The organism is [Clostridium] ultunense DSM 10521 (assembly GCF_000511955.1).
GTDB lineage: Bacteria > Bacillota > Clostridia > Tissierellales > Tepidimicrobiaceae > Schnuerera > Schnuerera ultunensis.
Genome location: NZ_AZSU01000002.1, coordinates 640212 through 656196, shown reverse-complemented (window position 1 = coordinate 656196; position 15985 = coordinate 640212). Strand labels below are relative to the sequence as shown.

The following is a 15985-nucleotide window of genomic DNA, read 5'->3' as shown; positions in this document are numbered from 1 at the left end:
TTCCCCCTTAAAAACTAGTTAATATATTCCTAATTTTACAGTCTAGACCGGAATATCTTTTAGCAATCCTATTATTAGCTATCATAGTCCTTAGATACCTTTCCTCCCCTACTAGTACTACTAAGTTTTTAGCCCTAGTTATAGCCGTATATAATAAATTTCTTGTAAGTAGCATAGGTGGTCCCCAGTATATGGGCATTACCACTACTGGAAATTCACTGCCTTGACTTTTGTGGACTGTGGTAGCATAGGATAATTTTAGTTCATCTAATTGGTTGAATTTATATTCTACTTCCTTTTCATCATCAAATAACACTTTTAAAATCCTATCTTCATCATCAATATCCATTATTATTCCAAAATCTCCATTAAAGACCCCTTCTCCTTTTTCTACTACTATCCCTTCTTTTATTATCTCCCATTCTGTAGTATAATTGTTCTTAATCTGCATTACCTTATCTCCTACCCGGAATAATTCATCTCCTAATAATTTTTCCTTCTTTCCATAGGCTTTTGGATTCAATACATTTTGTAAATACTTATTTAATGCATTTATACCCACATCACCTTTCTTCATAGGAGTTAATACCTGAATATCTTTAAGGGGATCTACTCCATAGTAGTTAGGCAGTCTTTCTTCACAAAGGGATAGGATTATATTCACTATATTATTAGGGTCATTTTCCCTTATGAAATAAAAATCCTTATCCTTCTCATTTAACAAAGGCATTTCTCCTTTGTTAATCCTATGGGCATTTACAACTATTAAACTCTCTTCTGCTTGGCGAAATATTTCATCTAGTTTAACTACCTTTACTACACCACTGCCTATTATGTCCTTAAGTACATTTCCTGGTCCTACTGATGGTAGTTGATCTACATCTCCCACTAGTATAAGCCTAGTCCCTGGAATTAAAGCCTTTAATAGGCTATTCATCAATAAAATATCCACCATAGATGCTTCATCTATAATGAGTAAATCCGTATCTAAAGGACTGTCTTCATCAAGACCAAAGGCCATTTCCTCTTCCATATAGGAGTATTCCAATAATCTATGGATAGTTTTAGCTTCTATTCCCGTAGTTTCCGTCATCCTTTTGGCTGCTCTTCCTGTAGGAGCAGCCAAATTTATCGTTAAACCTTGCTCTTCAAATATTTTAATTATAGCATTAATTATGGTAGTCTTTCCCGTACCAGGCCCTCCTGTAATTACTACTATTCCATTCTTTATAGATTCTTTAATTGCTTCTATCTGTTTATCTGCAAAATCTATCCCTTCTTCTCCTTCTATTTCTTTAATTGTTTTATCTATATCCACATTAAAATCCTTTAGCTCTACTCGGGATAGTTCTACTATTTTCCTACTTACATTGTTTTCTGCTATATGGAAAGGAGTATAATAGACCTTCATTTCATCAGCTATATTCAATATATGTATTATGCCCTTTATGGCTAAATCCCTTAGGGTTTCTTCTATTAAATTGTATTCTACCCCTAACAATTCGGAAGTGGCAGGTATTAATTTTTCTTTTGGTACATAGGTATGGCCACTTCCAGCATATCTATTTATTACATACCTAATACCCCCTTCTATTCTATAGGGAGATTCTAGGCTAATACCCATATTATGTGCAATCTTATCCGCTGTTTTAAAACCAATTCCAAATATGTCCTCTGAAAGCTTATAGGGGTTTTGAGAAATTATATTAATGGTATCCTTTCCATATTTCTTATATATTCTAATTCCATAGTTAGCTGTTATACCATATTGCTGGAGAAAGACCATAATCTCCCTTAATTCTCCTTGTTCTTCGAAGGCCTCTACTATACGTTTCAGTTTCTTATCCCCAATTCCTTCTATTTCCTTCAATCTTTCAGGATTATATTGGATAATATCTAAGGCATCCTTTCCAAATTTATCTACAATTCTCTTTGCAGTCTTTGGTCCTATATGGGGAATAAGGCCAGAAGACAAATATTTTTCAATACCATTTATGGTAGAAGGAACTACTATGGAGACGTTAGATATTTCCAGCTGTTCTCCATAGGTTGGGTGGTAGATCCATTCCCCTTCTACCTTTATGGTTTCCCCTATATTTATAAACGGTATATAACCTACAACAGTAGCCTTACCGTCTGTAGTATTAATACTTGCCACTGTATAAGCATTTATTTCATTCCTAAATATTATATCTTCTACAGTACCTTCTAATGTTAGCAATCTAATTCCCCTCTATCCATATTGTTAGATATTATTATATCATATTGAAAACCTAAATAGTCAATTGACAATGGACAATTTTGTAGATCTAGCTTTTGGACCTGGGATTCTCCCTATACAAATCATAATCCGAATTTTTGTCCTGTAAAAAATCATTTTTAATCTTTAATATTTCATTTATCAATAAAGCGATGTCCTTTTTGGTGGCAGGTTTGTCGTAGTCTTCATATAGGTCCCTTTCATTAATGGTAGTAATATTTTGCTTTTCGTTAAATATCCTTCTGACTATATGTCCATTTTTAATATGCTTATTTACCGTGTCTATAGAGGATAGAGATTCTATGGCCTTGCCCCGGGTTAATTGGATTATGGTCTTATCTTCCTTTTTAAAAGTTTTTTTAATATATCTTAGATTTACATATCCAAAGGAACCATCATTTTTATATAAGGGTTTTCTAACCTTTATTGGTATAAAAACATTCTCCCTATTAAAAGGAATTGGAGTCAAATTTCTAATATTTAATATATCCCCATAATATTTTTTTGTAGCTTTTAAATCTATTAAGTAGAATTTGCTTATTTGGTCTAATAGGGTTCTAACCGTTTTTTCAATTTCATATTCTCCTCCACAGCCGGTTAATAATAATGTGCAATTCCCCCTCATAGCTAAATAGACTGGAAGGAAAGCTACTAGTTCTTCAGAGATTATCTTCTCTATATCCATAAAAATCCCCTCCTTGACATATTTTATCAGAACATGTGTTCTGTGTCAAGAAGGGGATTTTCCTATTTAATCCCTGCTATCGCTTTGGAAAGCTCATTTATACTTTCCGTTAGCATATTTAGCTTTCCCTCTATTCGAACCAATAAATAGATGGAAATTACAATAGGGAATCCTAAATTTGCTATATGGGTATAAATTTCTTCCATATTAGCCTCTCCTTTCTTTATAATAAGTTCCTTTTCTGGTGCCTGGCACCATAAATGGTGGCACCATAAATGGAACTTATTTATCGGATATGATAATACCTAGGGGCAGACCAATATGTCTGCCCCTACAATTGACTAAATTGCTAGTTCTTCTATTGTTGTAGTGATAAATCTAGCACCTTCTGCGGCTACTATTTCTCCAGTTGCAGTGAAGAATATATTTCTATTGACTATTTCATCCATTGCAGCCCTTACTTCTACTTCTGTAAGGTCTTCTCTAGGGTCATCTATAGATATGGTGAACTTCTTCCCCGTTTCGTCTTTAAACTCCATTTCTAATTTAGATTTCTCCATCTAATCACCTCCTTATGAATTTTTTGGGTTTAGATTATTCCTCCTTTAGTTCAATTTCCTCTAGCCTCTTAACTTTGAACAAAGGCAAAGTTTGAAGGCTTGCAAGAGATTGGGCTACGGAATATAGGTCTTCGTTTTCTACTGTTGGCTTTACCTTGGAAAGGATTTTAGATTTTATTATCTGTCTATTCCCATCCATACCGCCGTCTAGCTCCAATTTTAGCCTAACATTTTCTTTAATATCAACGACTGCCATCTTCTCACCTCCCTCTAATCCTTATATAGAAGAAGGTGGATTATTTTACTATCCATTTCCTTAATTTATTCAATCCTTGGGTTTTGGTATTGACTACAGTCCTATAGGATATTCCTAATTTATCAGCTATTTCATCTATGGACAGCCTATTTATATAATACTCTACTACCACCTGTCTTTGTCTTTCCGTAAGGCAGTTTAGACTTTTTAGTAATATTTTGATCTCTTCTCTTTTTATTATAATATCTGTTGGTTCCTCTTCATTCCCTTCTAATAGGTCTATAAATTCTCCTTCATCTAATGGTTCATTCAAGGAAAGGAATTGCTTCTCCCTATGTTTTTCAAGGTATCCATACCTTAACATGGCCTTGACATATCCTAAAAACTTGACTCCCCTATTTGGGTCATAATTTTCAATGGCCTGAAGGATTGTTTCATAGCCTTCTTGGATCAAATCGTCGTACTGGTCTATCCTATTGTAATATCTTCTAATAGAGCTAATTATTAAAGGATTAAGTTTCAATAATAGGGTTTCTTTTGCTTCCTTATTGCCTCTTTTACTCAGTAATAGTAGCCTTTCTATCTCATTATACATATTTCTTCCTCCATAGAGGAAGGCGCCTTCCATATTTCCTAGGTAAGTTTATATTAGCTTGAAAATAGAGAATTAGTAAAAGGAAGAGTTTGTATAATACATAGTGTACAATTGAAAAAAGGGCCAAGGAAATAATCCTTGACCCTTTAAATTGTTGAAGAGTTCTTTAAAGTCTTCTTGAGAATAATTTAAAGTCATTGTTTTATTAAAAAGGCTTCTTTTCTTAATATTTCTGCTTTATCTGTTTTCTCCCATGGTAGGTCTAAATCCTTCCTGCCAAAATGTCCATAGGCTGCTAGTTGTCTGTAGATAGGTCTTTTTAGGTCTAAATCCCTTATAATAGCTGCTGGTCTTAAATCAAAATATTTTTCTACTAATTTTTCTATTTCTTTATCGGAAATTTTCCCAGTACCAAAGGTTTCTACATATATGGATAAAGGCCTGGCTACTCCTATGGCATAGGCTAAACCTATTTCACATTTATCTGCCAATCCAGCAGCTACAATATTTTTAGCTACATATCTGGCTGCATAGCTGGCTGAACGGTCTACTTTAGTAGGGTCTTTTCCTGAAAAGGCTCCTCCTCCATGTCTGCCATATCCGCCATAGGTATCTACAATTATCTTTCTACCTGTAAGGCCCGCATCTCCCATAGGTCCACCTACAACAAATCTTCCCGTTGGATTTACATAGTATTTAGTACCACTATCTAGCATATTGTGGGGAACTATTTTCATGATTACATGTTCCATAATATCTTTTTTTATAATATCTAAATCTACATTGGGACTATGTTGGGTCGATACTACAATGCTTTCTAATCTAATAGGCTTACCATCATGGTATTCTACAGTGACTTGAGTTTTCCCATCAGGTCTTAAATATTCCAAGGTGCCATTTTTCCTCACATCTGCCAATCGCCTTGCCAATTCATGGGCTAGAGAAATTGGTAAAGGCATCAATTCTTCCGTTTCATTACAGGCATATCCAAACATCATGCCCTGGTCTCCTGCACCTATCTGATCTAGTTCATCTTCTCCATTTGTCTTATGTTCTAATGCTTTATCTACTCCAAGGGCTATATCTGGAGATTGTTCATTTATAGATGTAAGGACAGCGCAGGTATCTGCATCGAAGCCGTATTTAGCCCTAGTATATCCTATTTCTTCCACAGTATGTCTTACTACTTTTTGTATATCTACATAGCAATTGGTTGTAATTTCTCCCGTTACAAGTACTAACCCTGTTGTCACCGTGGTTTCACAAGCTACTCTCGCCTCTGGATCCTTAGCTAATATCTCATCTAATATAGCATCGGAGATAGCATCACATACTTTATCTGGATGGCCCTCAGTTACGGATTCAGAAGTGAATAACCATTTTTTCATAAAAAAGACCTCCTTAAGTTTGTATAAAAATTTTCTTTAGTTACAAACTAAAAAACCTCTTCCAAAAGGAAAAGGTAATTTAATAGTAACCTCATCTTTCAGAATCCAAATTCTGTGGGATTTAGCACCTTTGTATAATACAGGTTGCCGGGTTTCATAGGGCCCATTCCCTCCACCTCTCTTGATAAGGCATCAAGATTTCTATTAATTTATGAACATATTCTAACATAATAATAAGGTTAAGTCAAACTTTATCCCCATTATCCAAAAACTTGATAACTTATGGTAGAAACTATTATTCCAGCGGTAAATACTCCAGATAGTATTACCATTAATGCATTTTTATAATCTAGTTTGAGTAAAGTTGCAGCTATACATCCAGTCCAAGCCCCTGTAGTAGGCACTGGAATGGCTACCAAAATGAATAGGCCTAATAAGCTATATTTTTTTATAGCAGCCCTAGTTCTTTTCAAAGTTCTTCTTTTAATCCAGCCAATAAATTTAGAAAAGAGAAAAGTTTTTTCTAAATAGTTCATAACTGGATTTAATACCTTTAATAAAATGGGAACTATTGCCATATTACCTATAATGCTGATTATGGTGCTATGAATTGGGCTTAATCCCAAAGATATACCTAGAGGAATAGCTCCTCTAAGTTCAGATATAGGCATAGCAGCCATTAGTACAACCAGTATTTCCCTTTTTAATTCTTCTATTAGTTCAAACATAAGCATGACTCCTTTTAAATTAATATTATATCCAATTTATATTGTATTCTATAAAGATAAGCAAAATCCTTTATTCTTTTTTATTTTTAATAAATATTTGTATGAATATAGTCCTATTTCCCTTTTTATGAAATTGGATGGTTTTTGAATTCTTGTATTTTGCAGTGTTCAATAGACTTACCTTTTCCCCTACTATGACCCCTTACAATAATTGCATTTTTTTGTCAAAATTTTAACTTTTATATGCTATAATGTATAGGGGATACTAGGCAACCACAAAGAGCTTGGGAAGCCATTACCTCAGCCAATGAAATTGGAAGGTTTATCTCGAAATTATTCCAATAAACAGGAGGGTTTTCTATGACACAAAAAGATTTTGTATTTGAAAAGAATAAAATTGTAACTAGATTAATGCTATTTTCCCTGGTTTTAGGGTTAGTCGTTGATTTAATAAATAAGGTACCAATAAAAACGATTCTAACTTTAGCAATTGTCGGTCTAATAGCCCTTATTCCATGCTGGGCACTGACCTATAAAAGGAAATTAGAAAATCTTGTTAAATATATTGTTGTCTTAGGTATGGCTTCATTAAGCTTTCTATTAATTAAGTCTCATCCCCATACAGCCAACTATATTTTATTATATTATTCTATTGCTGTCGTATCTATGTTTCAAGATTTTAAGCCTATACTTATAATGGGAGCCATTAATTTTATATTAACCAATTATTTTTATTTCCAGTATCAGGATATTATGTTCCCAGGATTAGATAGTCAAAAACTTATTTCTTTAAATCTATACTTAGTATTAATAACATCAGTATTGGCATTTCAAAGTAGGATTGGTAAGAAAATGACTGCTGAATTGGAAGAAAAAAATACAGAACTGGCTAAGGATAAGGAAAGGATAGATATCCTATTGTCCCAATTAGGAGAAACTTTAGCAACCATAAACGAGTTTAGCATGAATTTGATGGACAATTTAGAAACCATTAAAAATATTTCCGGAGAAATTACAAACACTTCTCTTGAAATAGCCAATAGTATAGAAGCCCAATCCCATAGTATTACCGATATAAATCAATCCATGATAGAAAGCAATGATGAGATCCAACTAGTTACTAAAGCAGCCGCAAAAATGGCCCAACTATCCCAAAACACCTTTAATATTACAGAAAAGGGAAGTAAACAGGTTGCCGTCTTAACGGAAGAAATTAAACAAGTAAGTGCAAATATGGATGAAACTGCTATTATCCTAGAGGAGTTAAACCAGCAGTCAGAACAAATTAATTCCATACTTAAATCCATTGATGAAATTGCAGAACAAACTAATTTGCTAGCCTTAAATGCAGCCATAGAAGCTGCAAGAGCAGGTGAACATGGCAGAGGCTTTGCCGTAGTAGCTGAAGAGATCAGAAACCTTGCCGAAAATTCTAGTAAATTCACGGAGGAAATATCTCATATATTAGGAGAAGTTCAATTCAAAACAATAGAGGTAACCAATAAAGTTCATAAAGACCAAGAATTATTTAATTCTAGTAGAATTGCTACCGATAATGTTTACAATTTGTTTAAGGAAATAAACCAAAATACAAGTAATGTATTAATTCAAGCTGATGATGTGGAACAAAAAATATCAAATATACTGAAAAATTCTGAATCCATCTTAAATGAAATAATGTCTATAACCGGTGTAACGGAAGAAAATTCTGCAGCTGTAGAAGAAGTAGCTGCTAGTATAACTGAAGAAGATGGAAAAGTAGATGAAATTATTCATAATTTCAAAGAATTAGAGATTTTAATGGCTAAACTGAAGGATTTAATGGAAAATAGTTAAATTTCATGAGAATAATAAAGATATTCTTATCTATTTAATCTTAATAGTGAATAAGGGTTGTTTTTGGTCGGTTTCTATATCTTGCATTTAAGACGCTTATCCCTTATACTATAATAGTGGTCAGCGGGGTGTGGCGCAGTTTGGTAGCGCACGTGGTTTGGGACCATGGGGCCGGGGGTTCGAATCCTCTCACCCCGACCATTATTCAAAAGAAGGATTGGAATTCCAATCCTTCTTTTTTTATATAAAACCACTTGTTAGATCTTTGTAATACTATTGTAACCATATTGATATATTTCCATTATATAATAGTCTTATGAGTCCTAAGGATAAGCTACTATGATGTGGAAAGGAGGTCTTTTGGGGCAGGAGGTAAGTTCTTAAATTAATCAGAAGGGAAATATGTTTACTTATTTGTTTAACCAAGGAGAGGTGATATTTTTGAAGAAATCAATTAGAAAGATATTTATATTATTACTTATTGCAACTGCCATTATTACTTCAACAGCCCCATCCTTAACTGCTAATGCAGTTAATATGCCCTATGTAATCTATGAAACCAAGAGTTCAGACTATCTTGGTTCTGGTATTCTATATGAAAATATAAAGAAGTTTACCTCTAAAGGTTGGTGGCATATCAATGTGGTAAGGGTAGATTTAACTGATGAGTATGCTGAAATAGGTGGGCTATTTAGTAATAAAGGGTTATCCCATAGGGATAGTGTAAGTAATTTGGTAAAGGAGAAGAATGCCGTTGCAGGTATTAACGGAGATTTTTTTGAATACAATCCCTATTCTTATTCTATGGGAACCTTTATTGAAAAAGGTGAAGTACTATCATCTCCTATAGAAAGAGCCTATGCCCTTCCTACATTCTATCTAGATGTGGAAAATAATCCGGATATTACTTTTTTCGATAGAAGTATGACCCTCACCTCATTAAACTCAGGCCAATCTATACGTATTAGTTTAATAAATAAAGCTGCCGACATGAATATGGTAACCTTGCTAAATAAACACTGGGGACCAAAATCTTTCGGTAACAAATTTAATGATGAAGCTAATGGTGAAATGGTGGAATTGGTAGTAGTTGACAATGTAGTCCAAGATATTAGAATTGGTAAAGAAGCAGTATCCATTCCGGAAAATGGCTATGTAATAGCCGTTAGAGGAAGTAGAAAAGAACCCTTATTAACCAATTTTAATGTAGGAGATGAGGTAAAACTATCTGTAGGCACTACCCCAAATTTGGAAAATATCAAGTTTGCCATTGGCGGTGGTAGTATAATTCTTAAAGATGGGAAAATAATTAATTCTAATATTAATATTAAAGGTGACCATCCAAGGACAGGAATTGGCATTACCCAGGACAAGAAGGAATTAATAATAGTAACTATTGATGGTAGAGACAATTCCTATAAAGGTGTTAGTCAGGAAGTATTTGCGGCCATCCTTAAAGATTTAGGTGCCTATAATGCAATAAATCTCGATGGGGGCGGTTCTACTACCATGGCAGTAAAGCCTGTAGATGAACAGGTTGTAAAGGTTGTTAACAAGCCTTCTGATGGAGGACAGCGAAAGGTTGTTAATGGTGTAGGGATCTTTTCCAATGCTCCTAAGGGTGAGCTTTCCTATATAAAGATAGACACAGATGAAACAAATATGTTTCCCAATACCTCTAGAAGGTTTATCGTTAAAGGGTACGACCAATATCATAATCCTGTAGAAATAGATCAAAACCAAGTAAAATATACTTTTGAAGGTGTTGGAGGGGAAATAGAAGGAAATAGATTCAAAGCTAAATCTTCTGGTAATGTTACTGTAAAGGCCGATTACCTAGGTATATCCTCTACTATAGATCTTAGAATATTAGATGAAATTAAAAGTCTTATTTTCCCAGTAGATAGGTTCACTTTACAGCCTAATGAGCAGAAAAATATTGGTACCTTATATGGGATAGATAAAAATGGATTTAAAGCTAAAATATATGCAGAAGATCTAGATTGGACAGTTTCCGGCGATATAGGTTATGTGGAGAATGGAATATTCTATAGTAAAGAAAAGATTGGCGCTGGCGCCATAACTGGGCGTATAGGTGATAGTATAAATAACATTCTAGTATCTGTAGGAAGTGGAAAAGCAATACAGATAGAAGGATTTGAAGATATTAATAACTTTAATATAACTACTTATCCTAATTACGTAAAAGGTGAAATTAATCTAAGTTCAACTGCCAAAGAAGGTAAAAATAGTTTGTCCCTTAAATATGATTTCACCCAAGGTGAAGAAACTAGGGCTTCTTATTTAATGTTTACACCAGATGGAAAAAGTGGACTAGCCTTAAATGGAACACCTAATAAACTATCCCTTTGGATAAAAGGGGATAATAATGGAGCTTGGCTAAGGGGCACTATTAAGGATAAAAATGGCGATAGCCATACTTTAGATTTCACAAAATCCTTAAACTCTACTGATTGGCAATATGTTGAAGCAAATATTCCTTCTAATGTGGTCTATCCTATTACTTTAGATAGGATCTATATAGTAGAAACTGATGGAGCTAAAAAATATTCTGGGGAAATTTTGCTGGATAGTTTAATGGCAGCCTACCCACCATCCTATGATAAGATAGAAGTTCCAACGCCAAGTAGCTTTAAGGATGGAAAAAATATTAAATCGGAAAAAACTGAAAATGGATTTTCCTTTATAGTGACTAGATTGCCAAAGGATTTTCAAGAAGTTAATCAACAAGCTGCAATAGACAAAATAAGGAATAAAGCTAATTCCCATAACTTAAGCTTATTTATAGGAAAAACCAGTGCTGAATTTAATAAAACTATTAAATCCAATAAAATTATAAATGTAGGCAATCCTTACAAAACCCATAGATATAAAAACCTAATGATGGTAGATGCAAGTAGTGCTAAAGGTGGAATTAGATCGACAAACTCACAACAATGGCTATGGTTGAAAAATAGCTTAGCCAATGCTGAAGAAGACCATATCCTTCTATTTTTAAACACTCCAATATTTGGAACTGGAGGTTTTACGGATAAGCTGGAAGCCGAACTACTTCATAATACATTAGTTGAAACCTTTGAAAAAGGTAAAAGCATTTGGGTAGTCTATAATGGAAATACTAATAAATCTGAGTTAAAAGATGGTATCCGGTATATAGAATTAAATAGTAGTAAAATAGAAAAACCAGAAGATGCAAAAAATATATATTCAATTGAATTTATCGTAAATGGTAAAGATATAACTTATCAAATCACCAACTGACAATAGACCTCTAAAAGGAAAAACTGGACAGAAAATCTGTCCAGTTTTTCATCTTTAAAACGTCAATTATACAAAATGATTCCTACTGTAAATATTGTAAGCATAATAGCAAAAAAGGTATAAATTATCCTTTTCCTCATAAAATCCCTCCTTTAGCTAATATTATTACCAGCTAAAGGAGGGATTAATCCCCATTTTTAATTAATTGTCAATTGTCCATTGATAAAACTATCCAATTCCCATAAACCCAGCCTTCCCTTGAATCTTCATTTATTTTAACTTTGTAGAAATAAAAACCTCGTCTTAAAACTGGCCCCTCTAATATGGTCATAGTTTGGTCTTCCTTTACAGTGCCTATTGCTTTGCCTCTTGGCCCCTCATGGAGTACTAAAAAGTCTTTTCCCTTTGCCTTTTCCATGGTATTCGGATTTACAATATCTCCAGGTTTGTATTTTACTATATCACCTTCATGGTATTCTTCAGGTGTTGAAATCCTTTTATCGTTTCTAGGGTATCCACCCCTACTAGGTACAGACCTTCTGCTAATAGGGGTTATCTTTTGTTTATAATCCTTTAGGGCTATTTCATATATCCTATCTTGATATGTTTTGACACTTTTATTTGGATCATTTTTATCCGATAATCCATTATAACCCCATAGGGCAAAATACCAATGTTCCAATATATTTGGATCCATATTCCCTATTTGAGCCATTTTATCATTAGCAGTCTTCCATTTCCCCAATAGATGGTCTGCCCCAGCTTCTATATTATATACAGGGTCGTTTTTGAGCTTTTCTAAATTATAAATATTTCCCTTTCCATCTATCTGCATTATGCCAATATATCTGCCCGCCCCTATTAAAGGCTTACCGTTTTTATCAAACTGTCTGAAAGTGCTCTCTATTTTAGCAATACATTTTAATATGATACTGGGAATACCCCTTTTAGTAGCAACTTCCTCAATAATCTTTTCTACCTCTTCCTTAGAAGGATTTTTATTCTGAGAAAATCCAGTATTGGCTACTACAAACAATATGGTCAAAATCATTAGCATAGCTAATGCTTTCTTCCCCATTATACTTACCTCCTACCAGCTAATATAACCATTTTTAAATTGTTGATATAACATCTCAGCTATACCTAATCCATCATCCCCATTAGCTATCTCTTTGGATAGTTCGTCAATATGCATATCTTCAAATATCTCCCTACCTGTACTCTTCTCTATTAGTCCATCTTCTGGTATGGTCTTTTTCATCTCTTTGAACATCATGGATAAAAATATGGACTCAAATTCTTTACAGACCTGCCTTAGGGCTTCATCGTCCTTATCAGCATCTATTGATTCCATTTGCTTATGTAATATTGTTGGGTCAATATTTAGATCCACATTCATCTCCACTTAATTCACCCCATTATCTTTTTAAATTGTTGGTCAATTGAAGCATTTCATCGGCAGTTTGTATAGTCTTTGAATTGATCTCATAGGCCCTCTGGGCTGTGATCATCTTAACCATTTCGTCTACTACCTGTACATTAGAAGCTTCTAGATAGCCTTGTATCACTCTACCCTTCATCTCATCAGTTTCAACAAGTATCCCTTCCCCTGAGGCTACCGTCTCGCTATATAAGTTTTGGCCTTCCGATAATAAACCCTCTGGGTTGGTAAACCTAAATAATCCAATCCTTCCTAACTCTACTATTTCTCCTTCTTCATCTACCCCTGTAATATATCCTAAATCATCGATGGTAATATCTCTTAGGCCAGACTCTATTAGTATTTCATCCTCATCTTCACTCATCACAATATAACCTTCTGAAGTTACTAGCATCCCTTCGTCAAAATCTACACTCAGTTTAAAACTACCATCCCTGGTATATCTGATTTCATCATTGGGTAATAATACTGCAAAAAAACCATCTCCATCAATGGCCAAATCAAAAGTACCATTGGTTTCCATAAAACTACCATTCCTAAAATCCTTTTTAGTAGCCGTAGGCATGACCCCATGGCCTACTTCAAGATTTACAGGTCTTCCCTCTTCATCTACCATATTGGTTCTTTTTAAGGTAGTATAGAACAAATCTTTAAATTCAGCCCTCTGTGTCTTATAGGATGTTGTATTTACATTGGATAAGTTATTTGCTATAGTGTCTATATTAAACTGTTGTGATTTCATGCCTGTTGCGGCAGTCCATAATGCTCTCATTTTTTAACCTCCTACACTCTTCCTATTTCATTTGAAGCCTTCTCAAGCATCTCATCCTGTACCCTAATTGCCTTTTGTCCTGCTTCATATTCCCTAAGCAATGTTATCATCTCAACCATTTCCTCAATAGCATTTACGTTAGAGTTTTCCAGATACCCCTGTAGTACCTCTCCTTCAAAGGAAATTTCTCCTGCCTCCACTCCTTCTGCCATTTGGTACAGATTGTCCCCAATTTTCCTTAAAAATTCCCTATTTTCTAAGTCTACTACATCTAAAGTACCTACTGTATTGCCATCTACTATTACTGCTCCATTAGTGCCTATTGTCACTTCATTCCCTTCTATATATATAGCTCCGCCTACTCCCTGTACTGTTTCTCCCCTTAGCGTGGAAAGGGCCCCCTCTTCATTTACAACAAAAGAACCATCCCTAGTATAATAAATATTCCCCTCTTGATCAGCTATCTTAAAGAATCCAGGACCATTTAAAGCTAAATCATAGGTTCCACCTGTTTCACTTATATTCCCCTGGGTAAAATCTGTGACAATCTTTTGGAATTTTAATCCTGCGTTCATAGTACCTATTATCCGAGAAGAAGGAGGATGGTATATAATCCCTTGTAAAAGTCCTTCTATATCCCCTGCTTCTCCTTGCAATCTATTGCCCTGTCCATCGGTTATAAAATTTTCATAGTCTGTCTTATAATCTTCTCTACCATCTTGATAAAAAGTTCTAAAATATCCTTCATCATCTACAATAAAACGGATATCCTTCACATAGCTATTGCCCATTGGGGTTTCTATGACAAAAAATCCATTATTAGTACTAGCCCTATGAACCTGTCCATCGGTTTCATAGTCTATTTGGTTTTCCCCTCTTAACCTAGTTCTAGGTTTTTGACCATTTATTTTTGACAATAGCTTTTCAGGAAAGGTCTCCGTTAAAGACATATCCTTCTTAAAACCCGTTGTATTTACATTGGCTAAATTATTAGTTAATACCTCTAGCTTTTTTTGATTAGTGGCTAATGAAGTAGCATTGATATATAATCCTCGGTTCATTTGAATCCCCTTCCTATAATCCAAATATAAATCTCAATAGTTATTATCGGCATCTTTTTATAGGACTTTAATTATTTATCCTAATAGAATCCGAATCTATTAAATCCGACTCCAATAAGTTTACCCATTCTAAGGCTCTTCCTGTCCCTATGGCTACTGAACCGATGGGGTCCTCCACAATATTTGTCTTTATACCGGTTTTTTCCGTAATAAGTCTATCCAATCCATATAATAAAGCTCCACCGCCAGTCATAACTATTCCCTTATCTCCTATATCAGCTGCTAATTCTGGAGGGGTTTTTTCCAAAACGGAATGGACGGTCTCCATTATTTGGGAAATAGGCTCTTCTAAAGCCTCTAACATTTCACTAGAGGATATCTTAACAGTCCTTGGCAATCCAGTTAATAGATTTCTACCCCTCACTTCCATGAATACCTCTTTTTCTCTAGGGTATGCCGTTCCTATTTGGATTTTTAAATCCTCTGCACTCCTTTCCCCTATCATCATATTGTGTTTCTTCCTTATATATCTAACGATGGATTCATTACATTCGTCTCCTGCAATCTTCATAGACCTACTTATAACTATACCTCCTAAGGAAATAACTGCCACATCTGTAGTCCCACCACCTATGTCTACAATCATATTTCCATTGGGTTCCGTTATATCTATTCCTGCTCCTATTGCGGCAGCTATAGGTTCTTCAATAAGGAAAGTCCTTCTAGCACCAGCATGGTTACTAGCCTCTAATACTGCCCTCTTTTCCACTTCCGTAATCCCACTGGGTACACATATTATAACTCTTGGTTTGAAGATGGTTTTTCCCATAGCCTTGGTAAAAAAATATTTCAACATCTTTTCGGTAACCTGATAATTGGAAATTACTCCATCTTTCATAGGGCGTAAAGCAATTATATTTCCCGGGGTTCTTCCTAACATCTTTTTAGCTTCCTCACCTACAGCTAAAAATTTATTGGTATTCTGATCGATCGCCACAACTGAAGGTTCATTTAATACTATTCCTTTACCTTTTGCATATACTAAAATACTCGCCGTTCCCAAGTCGATGCCTAAATCCGTCCTAAAAGCAGCCATATATATTTGCCCCCTTTTAATCATA

15 protein-coding genes, 1 tRNA gene and 1 riboswitch are annotated in these 15985 nt (G+C 34.5%); of the genes, 3 read left to right on the top strand and 13 right to left on the bottom strand.

Annotated elements, in window-relative coordinates; genetic code table 11:
* Positions 1-7: 7 nt before the first annotated feature.
* From recD2 to CUL_RS0105880, 8 genes are all read right to left on the bottom strand, one after another.
* Positions 8-2221 (bottom strand): SF1B family DNA helicase RecD2, encoded by a 2214-nt coding sequence (gene recD2, locus CUL_RS0105915; RefSeq protein WP_025640798.1) that lies wholly within the window; start codon positions 2219-2221, stop codon positions 8-10.
* Between the two features lie 88 nt (positions 2222-2309).
* Positions 2310-2945, bottom strand: coding sequence for a hypothetical protein (locus tag CUL_RS16770; RefSeq protein ID WP_025640797.1), 636 nt, complete (start codon positions 2943-2945; stop codon positions 2310-2312).
* Positions 2946-3007: 62 nt separating this feature from the next.
* Entirely contained in the window at positions 3008-3151 is a 144-nt protein-coding gene (locus CUL_RS18345) for a YvrJ family protein (RefSeq protein WP_005584555.1), read from the bottom strand.
* A gap of 135 nt (positions 3152-3286) precedes the next feature.
* Positions 3287-3505 (bottom strand): DUF2922 domain-containing protein, encoded by a 219-nt coding sequence (locus tag CUL_RS0105900; RefSeq protein ID WP_005584556.1) that lies wholly within the window; start codon positions 3503-3505, stop codon positions 3287-3289.
* A gap of 34 nt (positions 3506-3539) precedes the next feature.
* Positions 3540-3761, bottom strand: coding sequence for a DUF1659 domain-containing protein (locus CUL_RS0105895; RefSeq protein ID WP_005584557.1), 222 nt, complete (start codon positions 3759-3761; stop codon positions 3540-3542).
* A gap of 40 nt (positions 3762-3801) precedes the next feature.
* Complete coding sequence (locus tag CUL_RS0105890) at positions 3802-4356, bottom strand: sigma-70 family RNA polymerase sigma factor (RefSeq protein WP_025640796.1); 555 nt, start codon at positions 4354-4356, stop codon at positions 3802-3804.
* A 194-nt stretch (positions 4357-4550) separates the two neighbouring features.
* Positions 4551-5744, bottom strand: coding sequence for a methionine adenosyltransferase (gene metK, locus CUL_RS0105885; RefSeq protein ID WP_025640795.1), 1194 nt, complete (start codon positions 5742-5744; stop codon positions 4551-4553).
* An 88-nt stretch (positions 5745-5832) separates the two neighbouring features.
* A riboswitch (SAM riboswitch) is annotated at positions 5833-5935 on the bottom strand.
* Positions 5936-6004: 69 nt separating this feature from the next.
* A complete protein-coding gene (locus tag CUL_RS0105880) occupies positions 6005-6472 on the bottom strand; it encodes a COG2426 family protein (RefSeq protein ID WP_005584560.1) in 468 nt (155 codons plus the stop codon).
* Between the two features lie 360 nt (positions 6473-6832).
* On the opposite strand from CUL_RS0105880, the gene CUL_RS0105875 reads away from it, so the two are divergent.
* From CUL_RS0105875 to CUL_RS0105865, 3 genes are all read left to right on the top strand, one after another.
* On the top strand, positions 6833-8308 hold the full coding sequence (locus tag CUL_RS0105875; protein WP_025640793.1) for a methyl-accepting chemotaxis protein: 1476 nt from the start codon (positions 6833-6835) through the stop codon (positions 8306-8308).
* Between the two features lie 124 nt (positions 8309-8432).
* A tRNA-Pro gene (locus tag CUL_RS0105870) sits at positions 8433-8509 on the top strand.
* Between the two features lie 240 nt (positions 8510-8749).
* Complete coding sequence (locus tag CUL_RS0105865) at positions 8750-11590, top strand: phosphodiester glycosidase family protein (RefSeq protein WP_157752623.1); 2841 nt, start codon at positions 8750-8752, stop codon at positions 11588-11590.
* Between the two features lie 208 nt (positions 11591-11798).
* Here the strand turns inward: CUL_RS0105865 and CUL_RS0105860 are convergent, their stop codons facing one another.
* The 5 genes from CUL_RS0105860 to mreB form a co-directional block, all read right to left on the bottom strand.
* Positions 11799-12668, bottom strand: a complete 870-nt coding sequence (locus tag CUL_RS0105860) for a transglycosylase SLT domain-containing protein (protein WP_005584566.1) — start codon at positions 12666-12668, stop codon at positions 11799-11801.
* Positions 12669-12680: 12 nt separating this feature from the next.
* Positions 12681-12989 (bottom strand): rod-binding protein, encoded by a 309-nt coding sequence (locus tag CUL_RS0105855; protein ID WP_035142942.1) that lies wholly within the window; start codon positions 12987-12989, stop codon positions 12681-12683.
* Between the two features lie 19 nt (positions 12990-13008).
* Positions 13009-13803 (bottom strand): flagellar basal-body rod protein FlgG, encoded by a 795-nt coding sequence (gene flgG, locus CUL_RS0105850; protein ID WP_025640790.1) that lies wholly within the window; start codon positions 13801-13803, stop codon positions 13009-13011.
* A gap of 11 nt (positions 13804-13814) precedes the next feature.
* Positions 13815-14864 carry a flagellar hook-basal body protein gene (locus tag CUL_RS0105845; protein ID WP_025640789.1) on the bottom strand — a complete coding sequence of 350 codons (1050 nt, stop codon included), beginning with the start codon at positions 14862-14864 and terminating at the stop codon, positions 13815-13817.
* A gap of 67 nt (positions 14865-14931) precedes the next feature.
* Positions 14932-15960, bottom strand: coding sequence for a rod shape-determining protein (mreB, locus tag CUL_RS0105840; RefSeq protein WP_025640788.1), 1029 nt, complete (start codon positions 15958-15960; stop codon positions 14932-14934).
* Positions 15961-15985 lie beyond the last annotated feature (25 nt).

What these genes read in the sequence shown, in the direction of transcription:
- metK (WP_025640795.1), bottom strand. Translation starts at nt 5,744, where the DNA reads ATGAAAAAATGGTTATTCACTTCTGAATCCGTAACTGAGGGCCATCCA.
- mreB (WP_025640788.1), bottom strand. Translation starts at nt 15,960, where the DNA reads ATGGCTGCTTTTAGGACGGATTTAGGCATCGACTTGGGAACGGCGAGT.
- CUL_RS0105900 (WP_005584556.1), bottom strand. Translation starts at nt 3,505, where the DNA reads ATGGAGAAATCTAAATTAGAAATGGAGTTTAAAGACGAAACGGGGAAG.
- CUL_RS0105895 (WP_005584557.1), bottom strand. Translation starts at nt 3,761, where the DNA reads ATGGCAGTCGTTGATATTAAAGAAAATGTTAGGCTAAAATTGGAGCTA.
- CUL_RS0105880 (WP_005584560.1), bottom strand. Translation starts at nt 6,472, where the DNA reads ATGTTTGAACTAATAGAAGAATTAAAAAGGGAAATACTGGTTGTACTA.
- CUL_RS18345 (WP_005584555.1), bottom strand. Translation starts at nt 3,151, where the DNA reads ATGGAAGAAATTTATACCCATATAGCAAATTTAGGATTCCCTATTGTA.
- CUL_RS0105855 (WP_035142942.1), bottom strand. Translation starts at nt 12,989, where the DNA reads ATGAATGTGGATCTAAATATTGACCCAACAATATTACATAAGCAAATG.
- CUL_RS16770 (WP_025640797.1), bottom strand. Translation starts at nt 2,945, where the DNA reads ATGGATATAGAGAAGATAATCTCTGAAGAACTAGTAGCTTTCCTTCCA.
- CUL_RS0105890 (WP_025640796.1), bottom strand. Translation starts at nt 4,356, where the DNA reads ATGTATAATGAGATAGAAAGGCTACTATTACTGAGTAAAAGAGGCAAT.
- CUL_RS0105875 (WP_025640793.1), top strand. Translation starts at nt 6,833, where the DNA reads ATGACACAAAAAGATTTTGTATTTGAAAAGAATAAAATTGTAACTAGA.
- CUL_RS0105860 (WP_005584566.1), bottom strand. Translation starts at nt 12,668, where the DNA reads ATGGGGAAGAAAGCATTAGCTATGCTAATGATTTTGACCATATTGTTT.
- CUL_RS0105845 (WP_025640789.1), bottom strand. Translation starts at nt 14,864, where the DNA reads ATGAACCGAGGATTATATATCAATGCTACTTCATTAGCCACTAATCAA.
- flgG (WP_025640790.1), bottom strand. Translation starts at nt 13,803, where the DNA reads ATGAGAGCATTATGGACTGCCGCAACAGGCATGAAATCACAACAGTTT.